Source organism: [Lactobacillus] timonensis (assembly GCF_900240275.1).
In the GTDB taxonomy this organism is placed as follows: Bacteria; Bacillota; Bacilli; order Lactobacillales; family Lactobacillaceae; genus Limosilactobacillus; species Limosilactobacillus timonensis.
On sequence record NZ_LT964761.1, the window covers coordinates 389979 to 415124 of the forward strand.

Sequence of the window (25146 nt, forward strand, 5' to 3'; positions counted from 1 at the left end):
CCCGTCAGAGTTACTTATATAATACCACGTTAGTCATCAAGGACGTGGTGGCGTTCTTCATAGGTGTAGAAACACCAAGCAATGATTCCGAAAAAGACTGGCCCAAATGCTGTCCAGAAGGCTGTCATATAGTCACCCGACAGACACGGTTCGATACAAGTAAAGATGATCCCAATCGCAATGACTAACCACACAATAATGGTCGTAACCGTTGCGCTCTTTTGCGTCTTATAAAAGATAAATGGCCGGTCTAGGTTCTTCTTTTGCTTAAAGAATGGAAAGGCCCCAATCAAGAATAAATATGGTGCAGAAGATGAAACATTCATCATATCCATCAAGATCGTGTAAAAACGGCTAGCTGCGTTGCCCCCGAAGGAAACAAAAATAATAATCAATGAAACGATGATCATCTGAACCCACATTGCGAACGCTGGCATCTCTTCATCGTTCAACTTCGTCAACTTCTTTGGCAGTAATCGCGGATCACAACCCTCGATAAAGGACTTAATTGGTGAGTACACCATAACAAAGGCAGCACCTAGACCACCGAGAACGTCGCTCAGCGCTGTAAACCGGGAGAAAACGTGTCCCATGGCAAGCGCACCACCATGACTCATCCCGAAGCTTTGGCCCATCCGAATTCCTAGGTTATTAACTAAGACATATTCACAATTACCAACGTTAACGTGCTTGCCACCGAGAACGCCGTACCAGTTGGCGGCGATCCCACTCAGTAGGATGCAGACAATGTAGAGCGTCGTCATAATCACCATTGAGATAATGATCCCACGTGGGAATGTTTTAGCAGGCTTATCAAGCGAGTCAGTAACCCCCGCCATCGTTTCCATACCACCGTAAGCAAACAAAGCGTAAACAATGAAGGAAACGACTGCGACTGGAGAAACAAAGGCCTTGTTTGGCGAGTGAATCAAAGACGAACCAGTCAACGGCGTCGCTAATTGTCCGTGGTTAGCAACTAATACCACAATGCTGGCAAGAACAAACATTGCAGAAACAGCAAAGACGAAAATCCCACCGACTGAGGCAACCTTCGTAATCTTGTTAATTCCCCGTGAAGCCATAAAGGTAACAACTGCGAGAAAAATCACTTCCATAATCCCGAGCGTCTTGTTGGCAGAAAGCCCAAACAAACGCCATGTCTGCGTTCGGTCTTCACCATAGATAACGGTGGAAACGGAAATGAAGAAAAACTGGGTAGATGAAACCAACCAGACTACCCACGCTGCCAACCAAATAAAGGTTCCAATAAAGGCATTCTTTTCACCAATCGAACCTCGTAACCAGGAGAAGATCCCACCTTTGGCCGCCTTAAATGTGGCCCCGTATTCAGCGAACATCATTGCTGATGGCAAGAAAAAGAGAATTGCCGTTACCACATACCAAATGATGCTGGCATAGCCCATTTGATAAAAGGCGGTAATTGAGTTACTAAACCCAAAGATAGACGAGAAAATCATCAGAATAAAAGCACCTAACTTAATCTTCTCGTTTTGCTTATTTTCCATTAAGTACGCTTCCTTTATATTTATAAGTACATCAGGTGCTATTATACTCGCTTCTGATGGAAAAATCAGGCAATTTTGAGAGCTTTTCTCATTTTCCACTAACAAAAATAAGGAATTATTTCATAAACCTGTCGTTATTCACAGTGAAAGAGCTTTAAAAATGCCTCGCCAGCAAAGATAATCATTGAATTAATGAATATTATCTGTATAAATAACATCTCAGAAGGGTTGAGGCCATTTATTGTCTTTCTGAATGTGAAATGTAAGAATCGTAACCGTTCTTTTCTTACTTGTGAAATAGCTGCTTATGTACATAGAGGATATACATTAAACAGCTTTACAGCAATGACAGCACTACTTTCCTTAATAATTCATATGCGCAGGTCACGTTAATTGTACATTTAGGTGTGCAGACATTTAATAAAACAAAAACAAACCCCAGTAACACAACAGAAAATGTTGATTTACCAAGGTTTGTTAACGAACCTAATCCCAATTAGTGCCGACAAGAGGACTCGAACCTCCGACCTTCGCCTTACGAAGGCGCTGCTCTACCAACTGAGCTATGTCGGCATAAACACAGAAACAGATGTCGACGCGTGTCAACATCTGTTCCGTAATAACTCCGGCAGCCAGACTCGAACTGGCGACAGCCTGATTAACAGTCAGGTGCTCTACCGACTGAGCTATGCCGGAATAACGCGTGGCGACGCCCTATCCTCGCAGGGAGCGATCCCCCAACTACTTTTGGCGCGCTGAAGCTTAACTACTGTGTTCGGCATGGGAACAGGTGTATCCTTCATGCTATTGCCACCACACTCTTGAGAACTTGCGCTCTCAAAACTAAGCAAGATCTTTTTCTTCTTTTTCACTTTCAACCAGAACCTAACCGCTTCTCACTTGGTTAAGTCCTCGACCGATTAGTAGTGGTCCGCTCCACGCCTCACGGCGCTTCTACTTCCACCCTATCTACCTCATCATCTCTAAGGGGTCTTACTTCCTAATGGAATGGGAAATCTCATCTTGAGGCGAGTTTCACACTTAGATGCTTTCAGCGTTTATCTCATCCATACATAGCTACCCAGCGGTGCTCCTGGCGGAACAACTGGTACACCAGCGGTATGTCCATCCCGGTCCTCTCGTACTAAGGACAGCTCCTCTCAAATTTCCTGCGCCCACGACGGATAGGGACCGAACTGTCTCACGACGTTCTTAACCCAGCTCGCGTACCGCTTTAATGGGCGAACAGCCCAACCCTTGGGACCGACTACAGCCCCAGGATGCGATGAGCCGACATCGAGGTGCCAAACCTCCCCGTCGATGTGAACTCTTGGGGGAGATAAGCCTGTTATCCCCAGGGTAGCTTTTATCCGTTGAGCGATGGCCCTTCCATGCGGAACCACCGGATCACTAAGCCCGACTTTCGTCCCTGCTCGACCTGTCTGTCTCGCAGTCAAGCTCGCTTGTGCCTTTACACTCTGCGAATGATTTCCAACCATTCTGAGCGAACCTTTGGGCGCCTCTGTTACCTTTTAGGAGGCGACCGCCCCAGTCAAACTGCCCACCTGACACTGTCTCCCGTCACGTTCAGTGACGCGGGTTAGAGTGGTCATATTGCAAGGGTAGTATCCCACCAACGCCTCCGTCGAAACTAGCGTTCCGACTTCTACGGCTCCTACCTATCCTGTACAAGCAGTACAAACACTCAATATCAAGCTACAGTAAAGCTCCATGGGGTCTTTCCGTCCTGTCGCGGGTAGCCTGCATCTTCACAGGCATTTCAATTTCACCGAGTCTCTCGTTGAGACAGCGCCCAGATCGTTACGCCTTTCGTGCGGGTCGGAACTTACCCGACAAGGAATTTCGCTACCTTAGGACCGTTATAGTTACGGCCGCCGTTTACTGGGGCTTCAATTCAGAGCTTCGCCGAAGCTAACTCTTCCTTTTAACCTTCCAGCACCGGGCAGGCGTCAGCCCCTATACTTCATCTTACGATTTTGCAGAAACCTGTGTTTTTAATAAACAGTCGTCTGGGCCTCTTCACTGCGGCTGACCTTCCGGTCAGCACCCCTTCTCCCGAAGTTACGGGGTCATTTTGCCGAGTTCCTTAACGAGAGTTCACTCGCTCACCTTAGGATACTCTCCTCGACTACCTGTGTCGGTTTGCGGTACGGGCAGTTGATTACTTGCTAGAAGCTTTTCTCGGCAGTGTGACGTTGGCAACTTCGTTACTTAATTTCACTCCCCATCACAGCTTGTTAACCCGAAGTTAAGCATTTGACTCAACTCCTAACTTGCTGCTTGGCCGGACCTTTCCATCCGTCCGGATTGCTTAGCCTCCTGCGTCCCTCCTTCGCTCGAACGCAATCAACTGGTACAGGAATCTCAACCTGTTATCCATCGCCTACGCCTTTCGGCCTCAGCTTAGGTCCCGACTAACCCTGGGAGGACGAACCTTCCCCAGGAAACCTCAGTCATTCGGTGGACAGGATTCTCACCTGTCTTTCGTTACTCATACCGGCATTCTCACTTCTAAGCGCTCCACCAGTCCTCACGGTCTGACTTCGCCGCCCTTAGAACGCTCTCCTATCACGTGCACGTAGTGCACATCCACAGTTTCGGTAATATGCTTAGCCCCGGTACATTTTCGGCGCAGGATCACTCGACTAGTGAGCTATTACGCACTCTTTAAATGGTGGCTGCTTCTGAGCCAACATCCTAGTTGTCTATGCAACTCCACATCCTTTTCCACTTAGCATATATTTTGGGACCTTAACTGGTGATCTGGGCTGTTCCCCTTTCCACGGTGGACCTTATCGCTCATCGTGTGACTCCTGGATATGAATCATTGGCATTCGGAGTTTATCTGAAGTCAGTAACCCATGACGGGCCCCTAGTCCAAACAGTAGCTCTACCTCCAAGATTCTTTGTCCAAGGCTCCCCCTAAAGAGATTTCGGAGAGAACCAGCTATCTCCAAGTTCGTTTGGAATTTCACCGCTAACCACAACTCATCCCAACCTTTTGCAACAGATACGGGTTCGGTCCTCCAGTGCGTTTTACCGCACCTTCAACCTGGTCATGGTTAGATCACCTGGTTTCGGGTATATAACCACGTACTTCGTACGCCCATTTCAGACTCGCTTTCGCTACGGCTCCGGCTTTTCCGCCTTAACCTTGCACGTGATCATAACTCGCCGGTTCATTCTGCGAGAGGCACGCCGTCACCCATTAACGGGCTCCGACAGCTTGTAGGCACATGGTTTCAGGAACTATTTCACTCCCCTCCCGGGGTGCTTTTCACCTTTCCCTCACGGTACTGGTTCACTATCGGTCACTAGGTAGTATTTAGCCTTGCGAGATGGTCCTCGCGGTTTCCGACGGAGTTACACGTGTTCCGCCGTACTCAGGATCCTGAACTGAGAGTTTGACGTTTCGCCTATGGGGCTCTCACCCGCTCTGGCGCAGTTTCCCAACTGCTTCGACTACGTCGAACTTTGCTCACTCAAATGTTCAGTCCTACAACCCCAACAAGCAAGCTCGTTGGTTTGGGCTCTTCCCCGTTCGCTCGCCGCTACTGAGGGAATCGAATTTCTTTCTCTTCCTGCAGCTACTTAGATGTTTCAGTTCACTGCGTCTTCCCCTTGCCAGCTATAGATTCACTGGTCAAGTAATCAACGACTAAGTTGATTGGGTTTCCCCATTCGGAAATCTCCGGATCAAAGTGTACTTACCACTCCCCGAAGCATATCGGTGTTAGTCCCGTCCTTCATCGGCTCCTAGTACCAAGGCATTCACCATGCGCCCTTCATAACTTAACCTTGATGAACAACTTCCGTTGTTCACCACAGTTAATTGAGTAATGCGATTTTTTCGTTAAACAACTCAAATAACGCGGTGTTCTCGGTTTATTTGTGAATAAAGAAAATTTAGATCTTGTTTAGTTTTCAAAGTACAAGTCTGAGGGTAAACCCCTCAAAACTGAACAAAGTTATCAACGCTGTGCAGGTTTCCGATTAATTCCTTAGAAAGGAGGTGATCCAGCCGCAGGTTCTCCTACGGCTACCTTGTTACGACTTCACCCCAGTCATCTGCCCTGCCTTAGGCGGCTGCTCCCCGAAGGTTAGCCCACCGACTTTGGGCATTGCAAACTTCCATGGTGTGACGGGCGGTGTGTACAAGGCCCGGGAACGTATTCACCGCGGCATGCTGATCCGCGATTACTAGCGATTCCGACTTCGTGTAGGCGAGTTGCAGCCTACAGTCCGAACTGAGAACGGTTTTAAGAGATTTGCTTGCCCTCGCGAGTTCGCTGCTCGTTGTACCGTCCATTGTAGCACGTGTGTAGCCCAGGTCATAAGGGGCATGATGATCTGACGTCGTCCCCACCTTCCTCCGGTTTGTCACCGGCAGTCTCACTAGAGTGCCCAACTGAATGCTGGCAACTAGTAACAAGGGTTGCGCTCGTTGCGGGACTTAACCCAACATCTCACGACACGAGCTGACGACGACCATGCACCACCTGTCATTGCGTCCCCGAAGGGAACGCCTAATCTCTTAGGTTAGCGCAAGATGTCAAGACCTGGTAAGGTTCTTCGCGTAGCTTCGAATTAAACCACATGCTCCACCGCTTGTGCGGGCCCCCGTCAATTCCTTTGAGTTTCAACCTTGCGGTCGTACTCCCCAGGCGGAGTGCTTATTGCGTTAGCTGCGGCACTGAAGGGCGGAAACCCTCCAACACCTAGCACTCATCGTTTACGGCATGGACTACCAGGGTATCTAATCCTGTTCGCTACCCATGCTTTCGAGCCTCAGCGTCAGTTGCAGACTAGGCAGCCGCCTTCGCCACTGGTGTTCTTCCATATATCTACGCATTCCACCGCTACACATGGAGTTCCACTGCCCTCTTCTGCACTCAAGTCATCCAGTTTCCGATGCCCTTCTTCGGTTAAGCCGAAGGCTTTCACATCAGACTTAGAAAACCGCCTGCGCTCGCTTTACGCCCAATAAATCCGGATAACGCTTGCCACCTACGTATTACCGCGGCTGCTGGCACGTAGTTAGCCGTGACTTTCTGGTTGAATACCGTCACTGCGTGAACAGTTACTCTCACGCACGTTCTTCTTCAACAACAGAGCTTTACGAGCCGAAACCCTTCTTCACTCACGCGGTGTCGCTCCATCAGGCTTGCGCCCATTGTGGAAGATTCCCTACTGCTGCCTCCCGTAGGAGTATGGGCCGTGTCTCAGTCCCATTGTGGCCGATCAGTCTCTCAACTCGGCTATGCATCACTGCCTTGGTAAGCCGTTACCTTACCAACTAGCTAATGCACCGCAGGCCCATCCAAGAGTGATAGCCGAAGCCATCTTTAAATTGATGACCATGTGGTCATCAATCTTATGCGGTATTAGCACTTGTTTCCAAATGTTATCCCCCGCTCTTGGGCAGGTTGCCTACGTGTTACTCACCCGTCCGCCACTCACTGGTAATCCATCGTCAAATCAGTGCAAGCACGTCATCTCAGTTGGGCCAGTGCGTTCGACTTGCATGTATTAGGCACACCGCCGGCGTTCATCCTGAGCCAGGATCAAACTCTCATATTAGATATGAGCTTTTGAAATAGCTCTCAAATTATTAGTTAAGCGAATTGACTTCGCAAATGTTTTGCCTCGATCATAAGATCAAGGACCCTGCACATTTGTGTTCGTCGAAACTTTGTTCAGTTTTCAAAGGTCTACCTTGCTATCACTTATCGTGACAACAGTTAAGAATTATACCAACTCATTCAAGTAAAGTCAACAACTTTTTAAAAGCTTTAATGAGCTGTGTTGTTTTAGCTAACTGCCTCAACAACGATATTTAATATACAGACAAAGCATCCAGAAGTCAACAATAAAAAAAGACCTATTCAGAGAGCAACAATCGTCTTTAGTCTCCAGATAAAGCGATGCAAATGCTAATTGTTCGTTTATCGTTTTAAAGCAAAACAAAAAGACCACTTTAAAGCGTTGATCAAAGCGGCCTTTCCGAACGAAATCTTTTTGATTTTATTTCTTCAACTTTTTCTGATCGAGCAGTTTCTTTAATTCTTCCTCGCTGAATTCATACTTTTTCTTGCAAAAACGGCAAACGGCTTCGGCATGATGGTCTTCATTGATCAGCGTCTCCAGCTGGTCTGCTGGCAACCCTTCGATAGCCCGTGAAAACCGTTCCTTACTACAATCACACCGGTAGGAAACCGGCATTGTCTCCAAGAACTTCAGTTGGCCCTTACCAAAGATCTTTGTCAAGATCTGTTCAGGCGTAGATCCTTCCCTCAACAGGTGGGAAACCAGCGGTAGCTTCTTTAATGAAGCCTCTACCCGTGAAATGTTGTCTTCACTTGCGCCCGGAAGTACCTGGATAAGGAATCCGCCCGCAGCCGTAACATCATCCTTTTCATTCACAAAGACTGACAAACCCACTGCTGATGGAATTTGTTCTGATTGAGCTAAGTAATAAGTAAAATCATCACCCAATTCACCAGAGACAAGCTTGACTTCTCCGGAATAAGGTTCCTTATCACTAGGGCTCATCTTAGTCACAGTCAGTGTGCCTTGTTCGCCAACAGCCCCACTAACGTCTAGCTTTCCCTGCGCATTTTCTGGCAGACTAACGTGTGGGTTCTGGAGGTAGCCCTTCACTACCCCGTTCGCAGTCCCGTCACAAATAATCGCCCCTACTGGCCCGTTGCCCTGGATTTTAACCGTCATCGCTTGAGTTTCGTCTAATCCAGAGGTTGCCAACAGCAAGGTGCCAATTAGTGCCCGGCCAAATGCAGCCGACGCTGTATTCCAGGTATCATGGACTTTGTGGGCGTGTTGAACCAGCTGAGTTGCGTTAACCGCATAAGCACGGAACTGACCATCTTTGCTTATTGCTTTTACTAAATAATCTGTTGATCTCATTATGTCCTCCTAAGAAAAGAAGCAGCTGGTTTGACCACCAACTGCTTCTATTGTTATTACAACTTATCTGAATCGTCGTGATCATCAGAAGACTGTTGTTCAGCTATTTGATCATGACGCTCGTTTTCGCGCCGTTCAAGTTCGCTCTTGGATTCTTCAAAAGTTGCAGCTCGTTGTTCATCCGACTGCTCAGCGGCATCCTTAGCCGGCATCTTACCAGTCTTGTACAGCGAAAGAATCTGCTTTTCATCCAGCGTTTCATACTTCAACAACGCCTCGGCAATCAGCTTATGCTGCTCACGGTGTTCTTCAATGATCTTGTGAGCAGTTGCGTGACCTTCGTTGAGTAAACGCTTGACTTCTTCGTCAACAATGGCCTGAGTATGTTCAGAGTATGGTTGTTGACCATAAGACTGGCCTGGTGTCATTCCACCGCTAGTAACTAGCTCTACTGGCCCAATCTTGTCACTCATCCCGTACTGGGTAACCATTGCCCGCGCAATCTGCGTTGCCTGCTCAAAGTCATTAGAAGCACCGGATGATTGTGAGTTGAAGATAATCTCTTCAGCCGCACGACCACCCATTAAACCGGCAATCTGTTCCTTGGCGTTCTTCTTGCTCATCAGCATCTGGTCTTCTCGTGGCAGCATAATAGCATAACCACCAGCGCGACCACGTGGCACGATAGTAACCTTGTGAACAACCCGCGCGTCATTCAGGACCAGGCCAACAATAGTGTGACCCGCTTCGTGGAAGGCAACCGTCTTCCGTTCTTGCGGACTGACAACCTTATCATGCTTTGCTGGGCCGGCGATAACCCGGTCTTCAGCTTCATCAAGGTCGGCAGCATCGATTTGGTCTTTATTGCGACGTGCAGCCAGCAAGGCAGCTTCGTTAAGCAGGTTCTCCAAGTCAGCACCAACAAAGCCTGGTGTCTGCTTGGCAATTTCTTTCAAGTCAACATCAGGTGCCAATGGCTTGTTCTTAGCGTGAACACGCAGAATAGCCTCACGACCCTTTACGTCAGGACGGCCCACGAGAATCTTCCGGTCAAACCGGCCTGGGCGCAGCAGCGCTGGGTCAAGAACGTCAGAACGGTTCGTTGCGGCCATCACAATGACCCCTTCATCGCCCTGGAAACCATCCATTTCGACCAGCAACTGGTTAAGAGTCTGTTCACGTTCATCGTGACCGCCACCAACACCTGAACCACGCCGCCGACCAACGGCATCGATTTCATCGATAAAGATAATCGCTGGCGCTGACTTCTTCGCTTGTTCGAACAGGTCCCGCACACGGCTAGCACCAACCCCAACAAACATTTCAACGAAGTCAGAGCCGGAAATAGAGAAGAACGGGACACCTGCTTCACCGGCAACCGCCTTGGCAAGCAACGTTTTCCCGGTACCCGGAGGCCCCTCTAGCAAAACCCCCGACGGAATCCGTGCACCTAAGCGGGAGAACTTCTGCGGATTCTTCAGGAACTCGACAACTTCGACCAGTTCCTGCTTTTCTTCCTCTTCCCCTGCAACATCGGAGAAGCGTACCTTGTTTTTCTTGCTGTTAGAAGGCTTAATGTGGGTCTTGCCGAAGTTCATCACTCCACCACGACCGCCACCTTGACCAGCCTGTCCCATCATCATGTAGAAGAAGAAAATCATGATGACTAGCGGCAGGACCGTCAACAGCAGGTTCATCCAAAAGCTATTGGACTCTTCCGCATGAGTAGTAATTTTAACGTTTTCCCGGTCAGCATACTTTTGCAGCTGACTTACTGTAACATCGCTTTGCAGAACAGAGCTCTGGAAGTTGGCAGCTTTTCCGGACTGGGAACCCAGAATGCTCAAGCCATTGTTAGAACTGCTGTCCGTCTTTTGTGGATGCCGGTAAGTCCCGGTGATTTTGTAAACACCACCATTAGGCTGAACCTGGAAATTCTTGATTTTGTCACTCTTTAATTCCGAAATAAACTCGGTTTGGGAAACGGTCTTTGTTTGGCCGCCATTACCGTTATTTCCACCGAAGAAGAAGTAGGCAATCCCCATCAAACACAAGAAGATTACGGAGTAAAAGAGTATGTTATGCCCAAAACCATTATTTCGGCGATTGTTCATACATAACTCCTATCTGACGGTAATACCGTCTGATTACTATTAACGTTGGTCATAATATCATACTTGACTATCTTTGACCAATATTTTATCTAGCCTAGTTTTCGTAGACACTCGGCTTTAAAACCCCAACGTATGGGAGGTTACGGTAAAAGCCCTTGTAGTCTAGTCCATAACCCACCAAAAACTCGTTAGGAACATTGAAGCCAACGTAATCAGCACGGATGTCTACCATCCTGCCCTCAGGTTTATCAAGTAGAGAACAAACCTTGATACTCTTAGCACCACGGTCTGCTAATAATTCCATTAGGAACTTCAATGTTCGACCACTATCAACAATATCTTCCATTACCAGAACGTTACGTCCCTTAATGTCGTTTTTCAAATCATGGATCAGTTTGATCTTGCCCGTTGACTTGACGCCACCTTCAAAACTAGAAATATCAACGAAGTCCATTTGGGCATAAATGTCCATCCGCTCCAGCATATCAATGGAAAACAGGATAGCTCCGGTTAACACCGACACAATAATCGGCTTTTTATCACGATAATCTTCACAGATCTGCCGTGCCAACTCTGCTTCGCGCTGAACAATGTCTTCTCGGCTGTAGATAACCCGCTCGATATCGTTGTTCATTGTCAATGTGATCCCTCCGTCTTCTGTCTTTGCTCAACCAATTGAACTGCCTGCCAGTCAGCTGGTAGCCTTGCCGGGCGTTTTCGCCAGGTCGTCTTATAACCGACCACCCACAAAACCTCATCATCGGCATCGACGAGAACCAGCTGACTCCGGCGCTGTGCTTGCGGAACTTTATTGTTTATCATAACCCGCTCCACACTCTGGTGTCCCCCGCCCTTTAAGCGAAGTTGATCACCACTACGCCAGGTTCGCCACGTTAACGGCAACTTTCGCGGCGGTAGCCAAATAACGCCAACCGCATTTGCCTTATCGCTGGTCAACGCTGTTATCGGTAAGACTGCCACCTGATAATGGTCGTTGACTGCTAACCAGTGGCCTAATTTTACCACAGCCCGGCAAGCTTGCGAACGCTGATTTGCCTTAGCCATTACCAAGTGTGCGTACCGGTAGGATTTTTTGAACAGGAGGCCGTTAGTCAAAGCGAGTTCTGCCTGTGGTCGATGCTTATTCATCAGCAACTGTTCCAATTGACGAAGCTGCTCGCGGTTAAAGTCCACTAACCCTTGTCGGTTTAGCCACCTTGTTAACACTTGGTGTCTTGCTGGCGGTGTCAATTGCTGAAAATCGTTCACCCGCAATGACGCTCCAGTACTAATCCGTCCTAGGATAATATCTGCTTGCTGGTTGCGAAAGGCCAACAGGTCGGCGAGATCATGGTGGTATTCATAAAGATGCCGTTTGACAGCTGGGTTTTCTTTTACAAGGGAAGGAAGGATCTGGTGGCGAAACCTATTGCGTTCAATCCCTAAATCGCGATTTGTAACGTCTTCGTACCACTTAACATGGTGTTGGCGAGCATAGTCATACAGCTGAGATTTCACAAACGGCAATAGTGGCCGGATGAGGGTGGCCCCATAAAAAGGTCGGTCAGCTTCAATTCCGACTAACTGTCCCAACTGACCACCACGTACTAGCTTCATCAACATCGTTTCTGCTAAGTCATCACCGTGGTGCGCAGTCATGACTACTTCGGCACCCACTTCATCTTTCAGCTGACGAAAGAAGTGGTAACGAACTTGGCGACCAGCTGCTTCAATTCCACTAGTCGGATGCTCATCCTTTCGCCAATGAATAACGTGCAGCTCAAGATCTCGATGCTGACAATAACGCTGGAGGTATTTTTCTTCTTCCCAGCTCTGTTGCCGTAATTCATGGTTAACGTGAGCAACAACAATGCGCGGGTGGTAGGGGAGCCGCTGCAGCAGTTCAAGAAGCACCATCGAGTCAACACCCGTTGACACAGCAACAACTAACGTTTTGGCGGTATTAAAAAAGCGGTCCTCGTGGAGGTGCCGCTTAAATTGTTCATATAATGAGCTGCTCATTAACGACGCCGCCCACCACGGCCCCCACGCTTGCCGTCAGTCTGACGCTTAAGCGTTGAAAGGCGCGACTCGCTTTCCTTCATGTAGTCGGCCAACATGTCATTGAAGTCTTCGCTCTGGTGGTGAGAATGGTGGTTACTGAAACCGCCGTGGCCGCCACCATTAGGACGGCCGTGGAAGCCGCCACCGTGGCCTTCATGATTGCGATGAAAGTTATTTTCGTGGTGATCACGTTGGAAGTGACGATTACCACCGTGGCCATGGTCCTCGTGATGGCGTTCTGATTCTGGCAGTGCTTCTTTCATTGAGAGAGCAATCTTACCGTCGTCACCAATCTTCATTACCTTTACCGTTACCGAGTCACCAACCGACAGAACATCGTGAATATCCTTCACAAAGCTATCAGAAATTTGACTGATGTGAACCAGACCTGTTTGGTTGTCATCTAAATCAACGAATGCGCCAAAATTTGTAATCCCAGAAACTTTACCGACGACCTTGTCGCCAACTTCAATTGCCATGAACCTAATGGCCCTCCTAATTTACTTATCTTAATAATATTGAGTATAACATATGACATTGCTGCTTTGTCGTCTTTAATTAAGAAAAAAGTTGTGGTTAGGACCTACGCTAACCACAACTATTAGTTCATTAATTATTAGTTGGCAAAGTTATAAATTGTTTCGCCACTCTTAGAGTAGTTGTACTTTTGCCGGAGAATTTGCTGAATATAGGCTGGATCGTGCAGCGATTTAACCTCAGCCTTCAGTTGACGATTGGTTTTCTTTTTTGCTGCCAATTCGGTTTTAGTGCCGACAATCTGTGCATTTACCTTTGATAAGGCGTGGTGGTTTACTAAAATTTGAACACCGAACAGCAATGTCAAACAACCTGTCACCAACAAGATAACGCGCCGTCGTTTCGCATGAACCTTCTTGATGTAGTGCTGATTTGCCCGCAATTGGGCGTTCTGTTGCCTTGAATATGGTGTATTGATCGCGGTAACCCGGTCATGCGAAAAAGACATTCCAACCCCTCCATAAATATAACTGAAGTTAATTATAACAAGCTCACATAATCTTTGTCTAATGATAAGGAGAAAAAAGACCTTGTCAACGGGAAAGAACACGCTTTCAATTTCTCTAGTGACTGTCAGCTCATTGACAGTCGGAGTTAAAAGGGATTGGAGAAGTCCTCCTTAAAGCTTTCGTCAATAATTGTGTACATGTTTTCGGCTTCCGCCTTCTTGGTTGTTTCCACAATTTGGTTGATCTTCACTTTCTCTGTTTTATTGCCAAACTTAATTGTCAACACATCCCCAGCTTTAACCGAACTGGATGACTTTGCCTGCTTATTATTAATCAGGATTCGTCCCTGGTCAGCGATTGACTTGGCAACTGTCCGCCGCTTAATAATCCGCGACACCTTCAAGAATTTATCGAGTCTCATTACTATCGTTCTCCTTATTATCTTTCGTCATCATTGTTACTAGCCGTTTTCCACCTGGCAAGGCAATTAATTCCTCATCATCCAACAGGTGCCAGCGGATCACTAGCCAACCGGCACTAGCAGCACCAATAGTAATTGCTACCAGTAACACTAGTGCTGCCTGAAGCCGCCCACCACCAAAATAACACTTCATCAGTGATGCACTGCCGCCAGCCAGTACCGTCATGAACGCTGTAATTGTCAGTAATTTTCCAACAAACTTCCCGCCGTGACGATGTCGGCGCAACAACTGTGGCAGGGCCTGCCAAACGATGATCATGGTTACTAACAGGCTCAACACAGTTCCCCAGGCGGCACCATCAATTCCCCATTTTCGTGTTAGTGGGTAGTTAATACAGCATTTCACTATCAAACCAGCAAAGAGTCCGCCAGCCATTGGTTTCAAACTGTGGATACTTTGAAGAACCGCACAAAAAGCTGATACTAATGCTGCGAGGGGAATTGCCAGCATCAACACCATGAGGGCACCACTCCCCCTACTATTTTTAAACAAGAAAGTATTGATGAGTGGCATGAGGATCATCATCCCAAAAGCTGCCATCGTTGCCATCATTATACAAACATGAAAAAGGACCCGGTAGGTATGGACGAAAGTCTGCCGGTCACCCTGGTGCCACTTCTCTGATAGCGACGGCAGCAAAGTAGCCGACAAAGAGGTCGCAATCACTAATCCCAGTTGAAGGAGCGGCTGACCACGATCAAAAACGCCCTTGCTTGCGTGAGCGGCAGCTTCGCTCACCCCACCAGCTACCACCAGTGCCCGCTTGACGGTAAACGAGTCCACTAATTGTAAAATGACCGTAATTGAAGCCAGCCAACACAGCAAAACACCCTCGGTCAGCAACCGTCTGGTTAGTTGTCTCTTCGTTAACGGCGAGGGATGACGCTGCTGGTTTTTCCATAGTGGAAGGTTGGTATAAATCAAAATCATAAACGCCACTAGGCCGGCCACAAGCGCGCTAACCATCGCCCAGCTAGCCATCCGGTAGCTGTTCCAGCGTTGCGTAGTTGCAATAACTGCAACACCGATAATCCAAGTCACCCGGACCACTTGCTCGCCAACTTGTGAAATCGCCGTCGGGTACATGTTCAGCATTCCCTGTTGAACACCACGGCCAACTGCGAGCCATGGCATCAGTAAGAAGATGGGAGCTAGCCCAAGGATAACGGCTTGCAAATGAGTATCACCCATCATCTTCGAAATTAGCTGGCTCCCTAACGTTAAGACAGCAAAAATCAACAGGCCGGCCACGCATAGCAACCGTCGGCATAAACGCGCAACCGCTAACTGATCCTGACGGTTATCTTGTTCGGCCACCAAGCGAGAAATAAACACCGGTAAGCCAGTGAGTGCTAGTGTTACTTCAATTCCGTAAAACGGATAAATCTGCTGGTAAGCGTAATACCCGGTGTCTCCCACCAGGTTTTGGAAAGGAACCCGGTAAATTGCACCTAAGACTTTTGCTAATAACCCGGCAACGGAAAGCACCAGCGTTCCATTAATTATCTGATGCAGGTGTTGGTTTGCTTTCATTGCTTTCTCCTTGCATAAGTGTGGCCAAACCGCTAACAAGTAGTTGGAGCTGGTCGAGCCAATCAGCTTCCTTCATCCACGGCTGAATAACGAGTCGCAAACTTAAGCGCCCGTTATCGTCTTGGTCAAGGGTGGCCTTAAACTTCGTCTTAGCTAATTGGGACAAAACTTGCTTACCAGTCAAAGTCTGGCTAGCTTCTTTAGAGAACTGCAATGTTATCTGGTCACGACGGCGTGTGATCTTATCTAGCATTGCCAAATCAGCATGCATCTTCAGCTTGCCAATTTTCAACAGGTTATCCACTGCTGGTCCATAATCGCCAAAGCGGTCAAGTAAATCTCCCTGAAGGTTAAGCAAATCATCGTCACTTTGAGCTTTACGAATATTCTTATAAAGCTCAATCTTCTGCCGCTGATCGCTAACGTAGTCGTCTGGCAAGTACGCTTCGACGCCCAGCTCAACTTCAGCGTTCGTCTTCTCTATGCGCTTTTCACCCCGTTTTTTAGCCACCGCATCGGCAAGCATTTCAGAGTAAAGATCGTAACCAACGGAATCAATGAAGCCATGCTGCTGTTTGCCCAGCAAATTACCAGCACCACGAATTGAAAGGTCGCGCATGGCAATCTTAAATCCACTTCCCAGTTCCGTAAAGTCGCGAATTGCCGCCAGCCGCTTTTCACCCTGCTCTGTCAAAACCTTATTCGGCTGGTACATAAAGTAGGCATAAGCGACCCGGTTGCTCCGCCCAATCCGTCCCCGGATCTGGTAAAGCTGGGACAACCCCAGGCGCTCGGCATTTTCCACAAAGAGTGTATTAACGTTTGGGATATCAACGCCGGTTTCAATGATGGAAGTAGTAACCAGGACATCTGATTCACCACGAACAAAGTCATATAGAACACTTTCTAGCTGGTTTTCGGTCATTTGGCCATGAATATAGGCAATCCGTGCTTCGGGAACCAGCTGTTGCAGGTTAGCGACAACTTTTTCAATATCGCTAACCCGGTTATGCAAGTAGTAAACCTGTCCACCGCGCTGAATTTCTCTCACGATCCCGTCACGAATGGCACCAGCATTCTGTTCCATTACGTAGGTCTGAATCGGGTAACGTCCAGCCGGCGGTGTTTCCAAAACGGAGAGGTCCCGAACTCCTAGCAAAGACATATGCAAAGTTCGCGGAATTGGTGTGGCGGTCAACGTCAGAACGTCCACGTTGGCCTTCAGCTGCTTCAATCGCTCCTTATGCTTAACGCCAAAACGCTGTTCTTCATCAACGATGAGCAATCCCAGATCGTTAAAATGGATGTCTTTGCTCAGTAGACGGTGAGTCCCGATAACAATGTCCACCTTGCCGTCAGCAATATCGCGCTCAATTAGCTTGGTTTCCTGCCGGGTCTTAAACCGCGATAACATTTCAATTTTTACCGGAAACCCAGCAAAACGTGCCGAGAAGGTATCGTAGTGTTGCTGGGCGAGAACTGTCGTGGGAACCAGCATGGCGACCTGTTTACCACCAGTGACCGCCTTAAAGGCAGCGCGCATCGCCACCTCGGTCTTACCGTAACCAACATCCCCAACCAGCAGCCGGTCCATCGGCTTGGTCGTTTCCATATCTTCTTTAATTTCTTTAATACTACGGTTTTGGTCGGGCGTTTCCATGTAAGGGAAGTCCTGATCAAAGCGGTCTTGGAGGTAGTCATCCTTCGGGAAGGCATAACCTTTCTCCAACCGTCGTTTCGCGTATAAGTCAACCAATTCACCAGCAATATTTTCAATCTTAGCAGCCACACGCCGCTTCGTCTTGGCCCATTCACTGCCACCCAGTTTATTTAAACGGGGGTGACGGTCTTCACTTCCACCAACGTACTTCTGTACCAGGTGCAGCTGAGTTACTGGGACAAATACCTGGTCGTGGTTGCGATAATCAATCACGATATAGTCTTGATGAACGCCATCAACTTCGAGGGTCTTAATTCCGGCAAAAAGCCCAATACCATGGTTGACGTGAACAACGTAGTCACCGGGTTTCAAGTCGGTGTATGACTTGATCCGTTCCGCGTTAGCTAGCTGCTGACGGCGGGGGGGCCGTTTCTTCACCTGTTTAAACATTTCCCCCTCGGTGAGAACAACCAGCTTAGCGGCCGGCATTTCAAAGCCGTTAGCAAGACTGGCATCAACCAGTTGTGTTTGATGCTCTTGCAACTGGTTGCTAGCCGCTTCAACCACCGGAATATGGAATTCATCAAGGGTTTGAGCCACTTGTTTGCGCCGTTCCGGGCTATTAGCCATCAAAACGACTGTCTGCCCCTGATCGTGCCACCGGTTCAGTTCGGCCTTTAGTAGCGGCATCTGGCCAAAGAACCGTTGCATCGTCCGGGAGGTCAGTTCAGTTAGCTGGTCAAGCCGGAAACCGCCCATCCCTTTCTTTAAAAGTGCCAGAAATACTAGCGCCTGGGTTGAATACTTAACCAGTGACTTCACATCATTGCCTAACGGCTCCTTATCAACTCGCTGGTGTGCCTTCACCTGGCTATTAATCCACCGTTCTTCACTGTCCGCTAACCGCTTGAGGCTTTCCTTGATCCGGTCCCAGTCCGCAACATAGATCGTCCCCTCTTTACCCAGGTAGTCGATCAAACTGTGATAGTCTGGATAAACCAGGTTCGTGTACGCCAACAGCTCTGTCGGTACCTGCTGCTTTTTCAGTTCACTTAATAGTTGGTTATACTTCCCGGCAATAGCGTCTCGTTGCTGGCCATTTTTGGTATTAATTGCCGCTATCAGCTGGTCACGATTAATCCCAAGCTGTTTGATAATCGCCGGCAGGCGGTCGGGCGAGACCAAAAAATCGGTGGCCGGTAGGACCGTAATCTCTTCCAAGTTACTGATACTACGCTGGGAACTGGCATCAAAGTACCGCATAGAATCCACTTCTGTATCAAAGAGGTCAATTCTGACCGGGTTATCGGTATTGAGTGCATAAATGTCGATAATTGAGCCACGGATAGCAAAGTCGCCGGGACGCAGCACCATCTTCTGATTGGTGTATCCCATGGCAAAGAGCTGCTGACGTAATTTTTGGGGGTCTACTTCGCCGCCCGCCTTGATGGTCAGTGTTCCCTCTTTAAAAACATCAGGGTTCGCCAGGTTTCTCCGCAACCCCGCCGCAGTAGTAATAACAATGGCGTGTTCGTCATGAAGAAGGGCGTTGAGCGCTAGCACCCGCTGAGCACGGTAATTAGGTGAGCTCGTAGCAATTTCCGTTGGAATATCCTCTTCTACCGGAAACTGATAAACCCGTTCTTCTGGCAACAAGTTAGTGAGGTCCATCGCCAGGTCTTCCATGTGAAACAGGCTATCAACTACTACTAGTTGGCAGTGACGGTGGTTACTGAATAGTGCTGCTAACAGCAGAGTCATTCCCGATCCGACTACTCCGGTTACCAGTTGGCGTTTTCCTGGCTTAACAGCTGCATCAATTTGTTGAAACTCACTACTCTTTGTTAACAACTCTGTGAGATTCATAGCACCCTCCTTTAACTGTGATTGTTAGTTATAGTTATTCATCAATTCCGCAAAATCATCCCCACGAATCCAATCCAAGAGGGCATACTCGGCTTGGGCAATCGTCATATCCATCTTCTCTTGTTCTTCCTTGGTAAAGCGTCCCAGAACATGAGACACAACCGTCCCGTGTTGTGGATGGTCAATACCCAGCTTAATCCGGTTAAAATTCTTGGTGCCGAGGGCGCTAATAATGCTCTTTAAGCCGTTATGACCACCAGAAGCACCGTGCGTCTTCAAGCGCATCTTCCCAACGGGCATGTCAAGATCATCATTAACAATCACTAGGTCCTTTAAGTCGAGGTCGAAGTAGTCAACTAGTGGTTTAACCGCCCGTCCCGAGTCATTCATGTAAGTCGTTGGCTTGACCAGCATCACTTTTTCGCCGTCAATAAAGCTAGCGACTGAAACCGATTCGCTTTTATCGTGGGTGAAAGCCCCCATGTGGTAATCACGTGCTAGTTGTTCAACCACCATAAAGCCCGTGTTGTGACGAGTCCCAGCATAGCGACTACCAATGTTACCCAGTCCAACAATCATTTTCATCTTCATTAATCTCCTTTATTAGTAAACGCAAAAAGGCCGCACAGGGCACGACCCCCGTCCAGCTAGTCAAGTCTCATTATACCTTAACGATGAAAAAAGCCAAAGATATTGCTACAGAAAAGGCTTACACATTTTTTATCATCTAATTCTCACAAACTTATTAAAATATGATATGATGGAGTGGCAAAAAATGGATGTTAAACCTGCGCAATTTGTTATACGGGGCGAAATAAATGATTTTTAATTCACTCATCAAACCAAAAAAAGAACTCACAACTTTGCCAGAAACGGCAACAATCAACGATGCTTTACAGGTACTTGAAGAAACTGGCTACCGTTGTGTGCCGATCCTGGATCCCAGCGGGACTATCTTCCGGGGTAATATTTATAAACTTCACATTTACCGTCATAAATCGCGTCACGGTAACATGAACCTCCCAGTAACGGTGCTGCTCAAGAACGCCACCAAGTTTATTTCCATCAATGATGCCTTTTTCAAAGTTTTCTTCACTTTGAAAGACTTGCCATACATCGCCGTCCTTGATAGTAATAACCACTTTTATGGCATCCTTACCCACACCCGTCTTCTGCGAATGTTGGCGAAGGGCTGGAACGTTAAAACCGGCTCATACGTCCTGACGGTTACTAGTGACCGTGACGAACGCGGCAACTTAGTTGAATCCGCTAAGGAAATTAGCCATTTTTGTTCTATTAGCAACGTCATTTCACTAGATATTCCGGCGCCAGACCGGTCGCCAAAAGTAATTCTTTTTACCCTTGAGGCGGGAGTCTCCGCCAAAACCGTTGACCGCATTAAAAAACGGCTCCACCGTCATGGTTTCACCGTTGCTAAAATAGAAGACTTGCACCCAACAAATTTTAACTAGTCTCGCGTCTGTTGCTTCAACCACTGACCAAAGTGTCGCCAATCGCCTTTTACGACCGGTTCAAGGCGCCGCGCATATAGATAAGCAGCAGGATGGTACATTGGCAGCACCCAGTATTGCTGGGTGCTTTTTTGATAGCCACGATGATCAACACTTATTTCTTGGATGGGACTGCGCAATAATTTTCCGTGATACTCACCCACCGTTAAGTGTGACCCCAGCAAACGTTGCAAACTGGTATTACCAAGCGCCACAATCACATATGGTTTGACTGTTTGAATTTCCCAGTCAAATAACGGGGCGTAAGCCAGGACCTCTTTCTTGGTCGGGGTTCTGTTCGGGTGTTTTTCCACTAGTTGACCGGTCCGCTTATCTTTTACTTTCCGAACAGCAAATGGTCGGCTTCTGACAACGCTTGTGATATAAACGTCATCTCGATTCAGACCCGCCAATTTCATCATTTTCGTTAGTTCCTGACCCGAACTGCCAACAAACGGCTGTCCCTCTTTTACTTCCTGACGTCCCGGTGCTTCGCCAACAAGGGCGATGAATGGTCTCTTCGGTCCGCCACCTGGAACAAAACCTTCTAGCCGATGCCCAGATAACTGTTGTTTGATTTGGGCGACAGGTTTTGGTGGGTAATCAATCAGCATCTTATTCCTCCTCACAGAAAGCTAATAATTTGATTGTGGCACACCAGCTAAGAGAAACCAACAATTCAGCTTCGCAAAAAATGCCCACGTCGACAAATTTGCCAACGTGGGATATTTTTAATGGCGATAAACTCGTTTCAGCCGTTCGCCCATCATGGTCATAATTTCGTAGTTAATCGTTCCGGCATAGTCTGCTATGTCATCAAGCGTAATCTTCTGATCCCCCGACTGGCCGATAAAGACCGCCCGTGTTCCTACCGGCAGCTTCTTTGGTAATCTGACCATTAACTGGTCCATACAGACCCGGCCCACGATTTCACACTCCTGCCCAGCGATAAGGACGCGAAAGCCCTGCATTCGCCGGGGATAGCCATCCGCATACCCCACCGGCAGAGTTCCGATCCATTCGTTTTGCTGAGCAGTGTAGGTCTTACCATAGCCAACTGAATCACCAGCTTGCAGTAACTTAACGTAGGTTAGGTTGGCAGACATTTCCATTGCCGGTTTCAAGTTGATTGTCGGCGACATTGCCCGACCCGCTGGACTTTCTCCATACATACTGATTCCCATCCGCACAGTGTTGCCGATAATAACATCATGGTGCCACATACCGACCGACGAGTTAGCCACGTGACAATAACGCGGCCGGTGTTTAACTACAGTCATAAACTGTTGCCAACGACGGAACTGACGCCGAAAGTACTGCTCATCGCTACCATCCGCTGTGGCAAAGTGAGTGAAAATTCCTTCAAAGTCAAACTCGGGTCCCTGGACAATGGCAAGCGCCTGACGAAACTCTTCGCGGGTGGTAAAACCAATCCGTCCCATCCCAGTGTCCAGTGCCAGGTGGACCTTCAATGGATTGTCGATGTGTTGCTGGTGAGCCATCCGCCGATACGCATCCAGCCACTCTACCGACCCCACTGCTAAGGAAATTTCCTGGTCAGCTGCTGCCGCCGCGTATTTCACCGGGGTGATCCCCAGGACAAGGGTAGTCTGATTGATACCAGCTTCACGCAATGCCAGCCCTTCATCCAGGATTGCGACGCAAAAACCGTCAACCCCCGCCTGGATCGCGGCTGACGCTACCGGAATCAGTCCACAACCGTACGCATTCGCCTTAACAACCGCAAAAACGTGACTGCCAGCGGAAAGAGACGCCTTTTGCGACGCAATATTGTCCTTAATGGCCGACAGGTTAATCGTCAACTGTGCATCACGCATCCTGCCAATTGTCATTTTTCCGCGTCCTCCTCTAAAATTACTTCCGTCATTACCAACTCAGCCGTGTGACTCACTGATACTTGAACGTTACCGTGAAATGGTGAACGTGTCACCACCGGCGCACCATCACCATTATCCAAAATCTCGAGGTCCTGAAAGCCAACCGCCGCCCCGATACCGGTGTGCATGGCCTTGCCAAACGATTCCTTCAGTGACCACCGACCACCCAGGTATTCAATTGCCCGTTGACCAGCGAACTTGTTGTACTGTGACTTTTCAGCAGCAGTTAAAACCCGGTCAATAAAACCTGGCTGTCGTTTTACAACTCGTTGAATTCTTCCTAACTCTGTCAGGTCAATTCCTATCCCGCGAATCATTTTCTCGCCCCTTATCATGGCTATTCCTGCATTTATCGTAAGCTCAAGTATAAACAATCAACTTTGCAATGACAACTTTCCCTTCGGTAATTACTCCTTGACGAAGCAGTTAGTTTCGACTTATTATTTGTAAGTGAAAAGTGTTGTACCAAGAAGACTATTCAAGGAGTGACCAATAATGAAAAAAGTTGCAATTATCATCGGATCAACCCGTCCCGGGCGGCGAAGTCCCGAAGTAGCTGCGTGGTTGTCTTCGCAACTGTCCCGCAGTAAAAGCGTTCATTTTTCAACTATCGACCTTCGCGACGTTAACTTGCCATTCTTAGACGAACAAAATATTCCCGCAACTGGTAAGTATCAACAAGAACACACGAAAAAATGGCAAGCAACAATCAACGAATATGATGGTGTCATCCTCCTCTTTCCACAATATAACTGGGGATACCCGGCAGTCTTAAAGAATGCTATCGACTACTTAGCCGCTGAATGGACTGATAAGCCAGTCGCAATGGTAACGTTCGGTGGCCATGGCGGAGCACAAGCCCAGACAGCCATGAAATTGGTCCTCACTGGTCTTCACACAAAGCAGTTAGCTACCAACCCCCAATTGTCACTGAACGTCACTGATGACCCAGAAAAATATCAGCAAATGTTACACCACTATGACTTTGAGGCATCACTACTGAAGCAAGAATTTGAACACCTCTTAGCTGAATGATGACGTTTATAAGAAATACCGCTATGAAGTGAACCCCCATAGTTGGACAAGGAATTCCAACTATGGGGGTTTTACTATGACTAAGTTTAGTTTAGAAATTAAACTGAAAGCAGTTCAAATGTATTTATCGGGAATGGGTTCAACGACTATCGCCCGACGATTGGGTATAAGAAGTAAAGGTAACGTGTTAGTATGGATAGCTCGCTATCGAAAATATGGTGTTCAAGGCCTAGAAATTCGTTCGTCAAAGTATGATTATGATGGTGATTTTAAGCTGAAAGTCTTAAACTGGAAAAAACAACACAAAGCCTCGTACCGACGAACAGCACTTCAATTTGATATTAGTAATCCAGGGACAATCGCTAACTGGCAAAAGAAACTTAAGGAGCATGGAACTGAGGATTTGTTTACCAGAAGAGGACGGGCAAAGCACATGACTACTAATAATAATCACCAAGCTAGTAAACAACTATCAGAGTTAGAACAGTTGAAAGCAGAGAATCGGGCTTTGAAAGTAGAGAACGAATACTTAAAAAAACTCGACGCCTTAGTTCAACACCGCGGACAGTCAAAGAAGAATACCAAATCATCCAAGAACTAAGGCAAGAATTCGGATTTAGCTTAACGGAGATTCTATCATACACCACCATTAAGCGAAGTACATTCTATTATCAAGCCCATCGCCACGAAGCCGCAGATGATAAAGAACTGCTTCGACTCATTAAAGATATCAAGCAACAGAATCCTGGCTACGGATATCGACCTGTCACAGATGAGCTACATCGTCGTGGAATTAAGGTTAATCATAAAAGAGTTAGCCGTCTAATGCGTGAGAATGGTTTATCGTCACAGATGTATAATCGTCAAACTCGGAAATATGATTCGTCGATTGGTCCTCAAGGTAAGAAAGCCAAGAATCGTCTTCATCGCCGTTTTAAAACTGAGCGTCCATATCAAAAAATGGCGACTGATGTGAGCGAATACCGCTATGACAATATGAGCCAGGATGAGCGAGTTTACCTTTCACCGATTAAAGATTTATGTTCTGGTGAAATTGTTAGTTACAATATTGGCGACCACCCTACTACTGATTTCGTGATGAAACCGCTAATCGAGCTAATTAATAAGCGACCTAAGCTTAACTACCGCATGACCGTCCATAGTGACCAAGGAATCCAATATCAAACGAATGCCTGGCGTCAAACACTAAAGAAAAACCATATTTTTCAAAGCATGTCACGCCGGGCGACCTGTTTAGACAATGCGCCAATGGAAAGTTTCTTTCACACGATGAAGGTTGAAATGTATTATGGACATCATTATCAAACCAAGCAGGAATTGATTAAAGCCATGGAGGAGTGGATAGAATACTATAATCGGAATCGAATCAAGCACATATTAAAAGGCAAGACTCCGATTGAATATCGAAATCTTGCCTTAGAAAAAGTTGCCTAAATTAAAGTGTCCAACTTACAGGGTTCACTTCACTAGCAACTATCCGGTCGCTAGCGGTGTTTTACTTAAAA

At 47.5% G+C, this 25146-nt stretch carries 18 protein-coding genes, 2 tRNA genes and 3 rRNA genes; 4 read left to right on the plus strand and 19 right to left on the minus strand.

What is annotated here, in order from left to right:
• Window positions 1–29: 29 nt before the first annotated feature.
• From yjeM to pth, 16 genes are all read right to left on the minus strand, one after another.
• Window positions 30–1526: a glutamate/gamma-aminobutyrate family transporter YjeM gene (gene yjeM, locus C1710_RS01940; RefSeq protein WP_102279462.1), complete on the minus strand. Its 1497-nt coding sequence runs from the start codon at window positions 1524–1526 to the stop codon at window positions 30–32.
• A 500-nt stretch (window positions 1527–2026) separates the two neighbouring features.
• Window positions 2027–2099, minus strand: a tRNA-Thr gene (locus tag C1710_RS01945).
• Window positions 2100–2149: 50 nt separating this feature from the next.
• Window positions 2150–2222 (minus strand) — tRNA-Asn (locus C1710_RS01950).
• 5 nt (window positions 2223–2227) lie between these two features.
• Window positions 2228–2344 (minus strand): 5S ribosomal RNA (gene rrf, locus C1710_RS01955).
• Window positions 2345–2426: 82 nt separating this feature from the next.
• Window positions 2427–5345, minus strand: a 23S ribosomal RNA gene (locus tag C1710_RS01960).
• Window positions 5346–5552: 207 nt separating this feature from the next.
• Window positions 5553–7127, minus strand: a 16S ribosomal RNA gene (locus C1710_RS01965).
• The 16S, 23S and 5S rRNA genes sit together here with 2 tRNA genes alongside, the layout of an rRNA operon.
• A 444-nt stretch (window positions 7128–7571) precedes the next feature.
• Window positions 7572–8471 (minus strand): Hsp33 family molecular chaperone HslO, encoded by a 900-nt coding sequence (gene hslO, locus C1710_RS01970; protein ID WP_102279464.1) that lies wholly within the window; start codon window positions 8469–8471, stop codon window positions 7572–7574.
• A gap of 56 nt (window positions 8472–8527) precedes the next feature.
• A complete protein-coding gene (gene ftsH, locus C1710_RS01975) occupies window positions 8528–10585 on the minus strand; it encodes an ATP-dependent zinc metalloprotease FtsH (protein ID WP_102279466.1) in 2058 nt (685 codons plus the stop codon).
• Window positions 10586–10679: 94 nt separating this feature from the next.
• On the minus strand, window positions 10680–11219 hold the full coding sequence (gene hpt, locus C1710_RS01980; protein ID WP_102279468.1) for a hypoxanthine phosphoribosyltransferase: 540 nt from the start codon (window positions 11217–11219) through the stop codon (window positions 10680–10682).
• A 2-nt stretch (window positions 11220–11221) separates the two neighbouring features.
• Window positions 11222–12607, minus strand: coding sequence for a tRNA lysidine(34) synthetase TilS (gene tilS / locus C1710_RS01985; RefSeq protein ID WP_102279471.1), 1386 nt, complete (start codon window positions 12605–12607; stop codon window positions 11222–11224).
• Window positions 12607–13128, minus strand: coding sequence for a S1 domain-containing RNA-binding protein (locus C1710_RS01990; RefSeq protein WP_102279473.1), 522 nt, complete (start codon window positions 13126–13128; stop codon window positions 12607–12609). The genes tilS and C1710_RS01990 overlap by 1 nt, the downstream gene beginning before the upstream one ends.
• 137 nt (window positions 13129–13265) lie before the next feature.
• Entirely contained in the window at window positions 13266–13634 is a 369-nt protein-coding gene (locus tag C1710_RS01995) for an FtsB family cell division protein (protein ID WP_102279475.1), read from the minus strand.
• Window positions 13635–13780: 146 nt separating this feature from the next.
• Window positions 13781–14056 (minus strand): RNA-binding S4 domain-containing protein, encoded by a 276-nt coding sequence (locus C1710_RS02000; RefSeq protein WP_102279477.1) that lies wholly within the window; start codon window positions 14054–14056, stop codon window positions 13781–13783.
• Window positions 14043–15650 carry a putative polysaccharide biosynthesis protein gene (locus C1710_RS02005; protein WP_102279479.1) on the minus strand — a complete coding sequence of 536 codons (1608 nt, stop codon included), beginning with the start codon at window positions 15648–15650 and terminating at the stop codon, window positions 14043–14045. The genes C1710_RS02000 and C1710_RS02005 overlap by 14 nt, the downstream gene beginning before the upstream one ends.
• On the minus strand, window positions 15616–19176 hold the full coding sequence (mfd, locus tag C1710_RS02010; RefSeq protein WP_102279482.1) for a transcription-repair coupling factor: 3561 nt from the start codon (window positions 19174–19176) through the stop codon (window positions 15616–15618). Before mfd ends, C1710_RS02005 begins: the two co-directional genes overlap by 35 nt.
• A gap of 24 nt (window positions 19177–19200) precedes the next feature.
• Window positions 19201–19761, minus strand: coding sequence for an aminoacyl-tRNA hydrolase (gene pth / locus C1710_RS02015; protein WP_102279484.1), 561 nt, complete (start codon window positions 19759–19761; stop codon window positions 19201–19203).
• A gap of 233 nt (window positions 19762–19994) precedes the next feature.
• Between pth and cbpA the strand changes: the two genes are divergently transcribed.
• Window positions 19995–20648 carry a cyclic di-AMP binding protein CbpA gene (cbpA, locus tag C1710_RS02020; protein ID WP_102279487.1) on the plus strand — a complete coding sequence of 218 codons (654 nt, stop codon included), beginning with the start codon at window positions 19995–19997 and terminating at the stop codon, window positions 20646–20648.
• Here the strand turns inward: cbpA and C1710_RS02025 are convergent.
• The 3 genes from C1710_RS02025 to acpS all read right to left on the minus strand — a co-directional run bounded on the left by C1710_RS02025 (window position 20645) and on the right by acpS (window position 22902).
• On the minus strand, window positions 20645–21301 hold the full coding sequence (locus tag C1710_RS02025; RefSeq protein WP_102279489.1) for a uracil-DNA glycosylase: 657 nt from the start codon (window positions 21299–21301) through the stop codon (window positions 20645–20647). The genes cbpA and C1710_RS02025 overlap by 4 nt on opposite strands.
• A 117-nt stretch (window positions 21302–21418) precedes the next feature.
• Window positions 21419–22540 (minus strand): alanine racemase, encoded by a 1122-nt coding sequence (gene alr, locus C1710_RS02030; protein WP_102279491.1) that lies wholly within the window; start codon window positions 22538–22540, stop codon window positions 21419–21421.
• The gene (gene acpS, locus C1710_RS02035; RefSeq protein ID WP_102279493.1) at window positions 22537–22902 is read right to left on the minus strand and encodes a holo-ACP synthase; all 366 of its coding nucleotides are present in this window, start codon (window positions 22900–22902) and stop codon (window positions 22537–22539) included. The genes alr and acpS overlap by 4 nt, the downstream gene beginning before the upstream one ends.
• 178 nt (window positions 22903–23080) lie before the next feature.
• On the opposite strand from acpS, the gene C1710_RS02040 reads away from it, so the two are divergent.
• The 3 genes from C1710_RS02040 (at window position 23081) to C1710_RS08190 (ending at window position 25075) form a co-directional block, all read left to right on the plus strand.
• A complete protein-coding gene (locus tag C1710_RS02040; RefSeq protein ID WP_102279496.1) occupies window positions 23081–23620 on the plus strand; it encodes an NADPH-dependent FMN reductase in 540 nt (179 codons plus the stop codon).
• A gap of 76 nt (window positions 23621–23696) precedes the next feature.
• Entirely contained in the window at window positions 23697–24221 is a 525-nt protein-coding gene (locus C1710_RS08300) for a helix-turn-helix domain-containing protein (RefSeq protein WP_102278970.1), read from the plus strand.
• Window positions 24146–25075, plus strand: coding sequence for an IS3 family transposase (locus C1710_RS08190; protein ID WP_235857997.1), 930 nt, complete (start codon window positions 24146–24148; stop codon window positions 25073–25075). The genes C1710_RS08300 and C1710_RS08190 overlap by 76 nt, the downstream gene beginning before the upstream one ends.
• Window positions 25076–25146: the final 71 nt, after the last annotated feature.

Coding starts and splice junctions, on each gene's coding strand:
- hpt (WP_102279468.1), bottom strand. CDS start 11,219: ATGAACAACGATATCGAGCGGGTTATCTACAGCCGAGAAGACATTGTT.
- C1710_RS08300 (WP_102278970.1), top strand. CDS start 23,697: ATGACTAAGTTTAGTTTAGAAATTAAACTGAAAGCAGTTCAAATGTAT.
- tilS (WP_102279471.1), bottom strand. CDS start 12,607: ATGAGCAGCTCATTATATGAACAATTTAAGCGGCACCTCCACGAGGAC.
- acpS (WP_102279493.1), bottom strand. CDS start 22,902: ATGATTCGCGGGATAGGAATTGACCTGACAGAGTTAGGAAGAATTCAA.
- C1710_RS01995 (WP_102279475.1), bottom strand. CDS start 13,634: ATGTCTTTTTCGCATGACCGGGTTACCGCGATCAATACACCATATTCA.
- yjeM (WP_102279462.1), bottom strand. CDS start 1,526: ATGGAAAATAAGCAAAACGAGAAGATTAAGTTAGGTGCTTTTATTCTG.
- C1710_RS02000 (WP_102279477.1), bottom strand. CDS start 14,056: ATGAGACTCGATAAATTCTTGAAGGTGTCGCGGATTATTAAGCGGCGG.
- C1710_RS02040 (WP_102279496.1), top strand. CDS start 23,081: ATGAAAAAAGTTGCAATTATCATCGGATCAACCCGTCCCGGGCGGCGA.
- C1710_RS02005 (WP_102279479.1), bottom strand. CDS start 15,650: ATGAAAGCAAACCAACACCTGCATCAGATAATTAATGGAACGCTGGTG.
- mfd (WP_102279482.1), bottom strand. CDS start 19,176: ATGAATCTCACAGAGTTGTTAACAAAGAGTAGTGAGTTTCAACAAATT.
- alr (WP_102279491.1), bottom strand. CDS start 22,540: ATGACAATTGGCAGGATGCGTGATGCACAGTTGACGATTAACCTGTCG.
- C1710_RS02025 (WP_102279489.1), bottom strand. CDS start 21,301: ATGCTGATTGATTACCCACCAAAACCTGTCGCCCAAATCAAACAACAG.
- cbpA (WP_102279487.1), top strand. CDS start 19,995: ATGATTTTTAATTCACTCATCAAACCAAAAAAAGAACTCACAACTTTG.
- hslO (WP_102279464.1), bottom strand. CDS start 8,471: ATGAGATCAACAGATTATTTAGTAAAAGCAATAAGCAAAGATGGTCAG.
- C1710_RS01990 (WP_102279473.1), bottom strand. CDS start 13,128: ATGGCAATTGAAGTTGGCGACAAGGTCGTCGGTAAAGTTTCTGGGATT.
- ftsH (WP_102279466.1), bottom strand. CDS start 10,585: ATGAACAATCGCCGAAATAATGGTTTTGGGCATAACATACTCTTTTAC.
- pth (WP_102279484.1), bottom strand. CDS start 19,761: ATGAAAATGATTGTTGGACTGGGTAACATTGGTAGTCGCTATGCTGGG.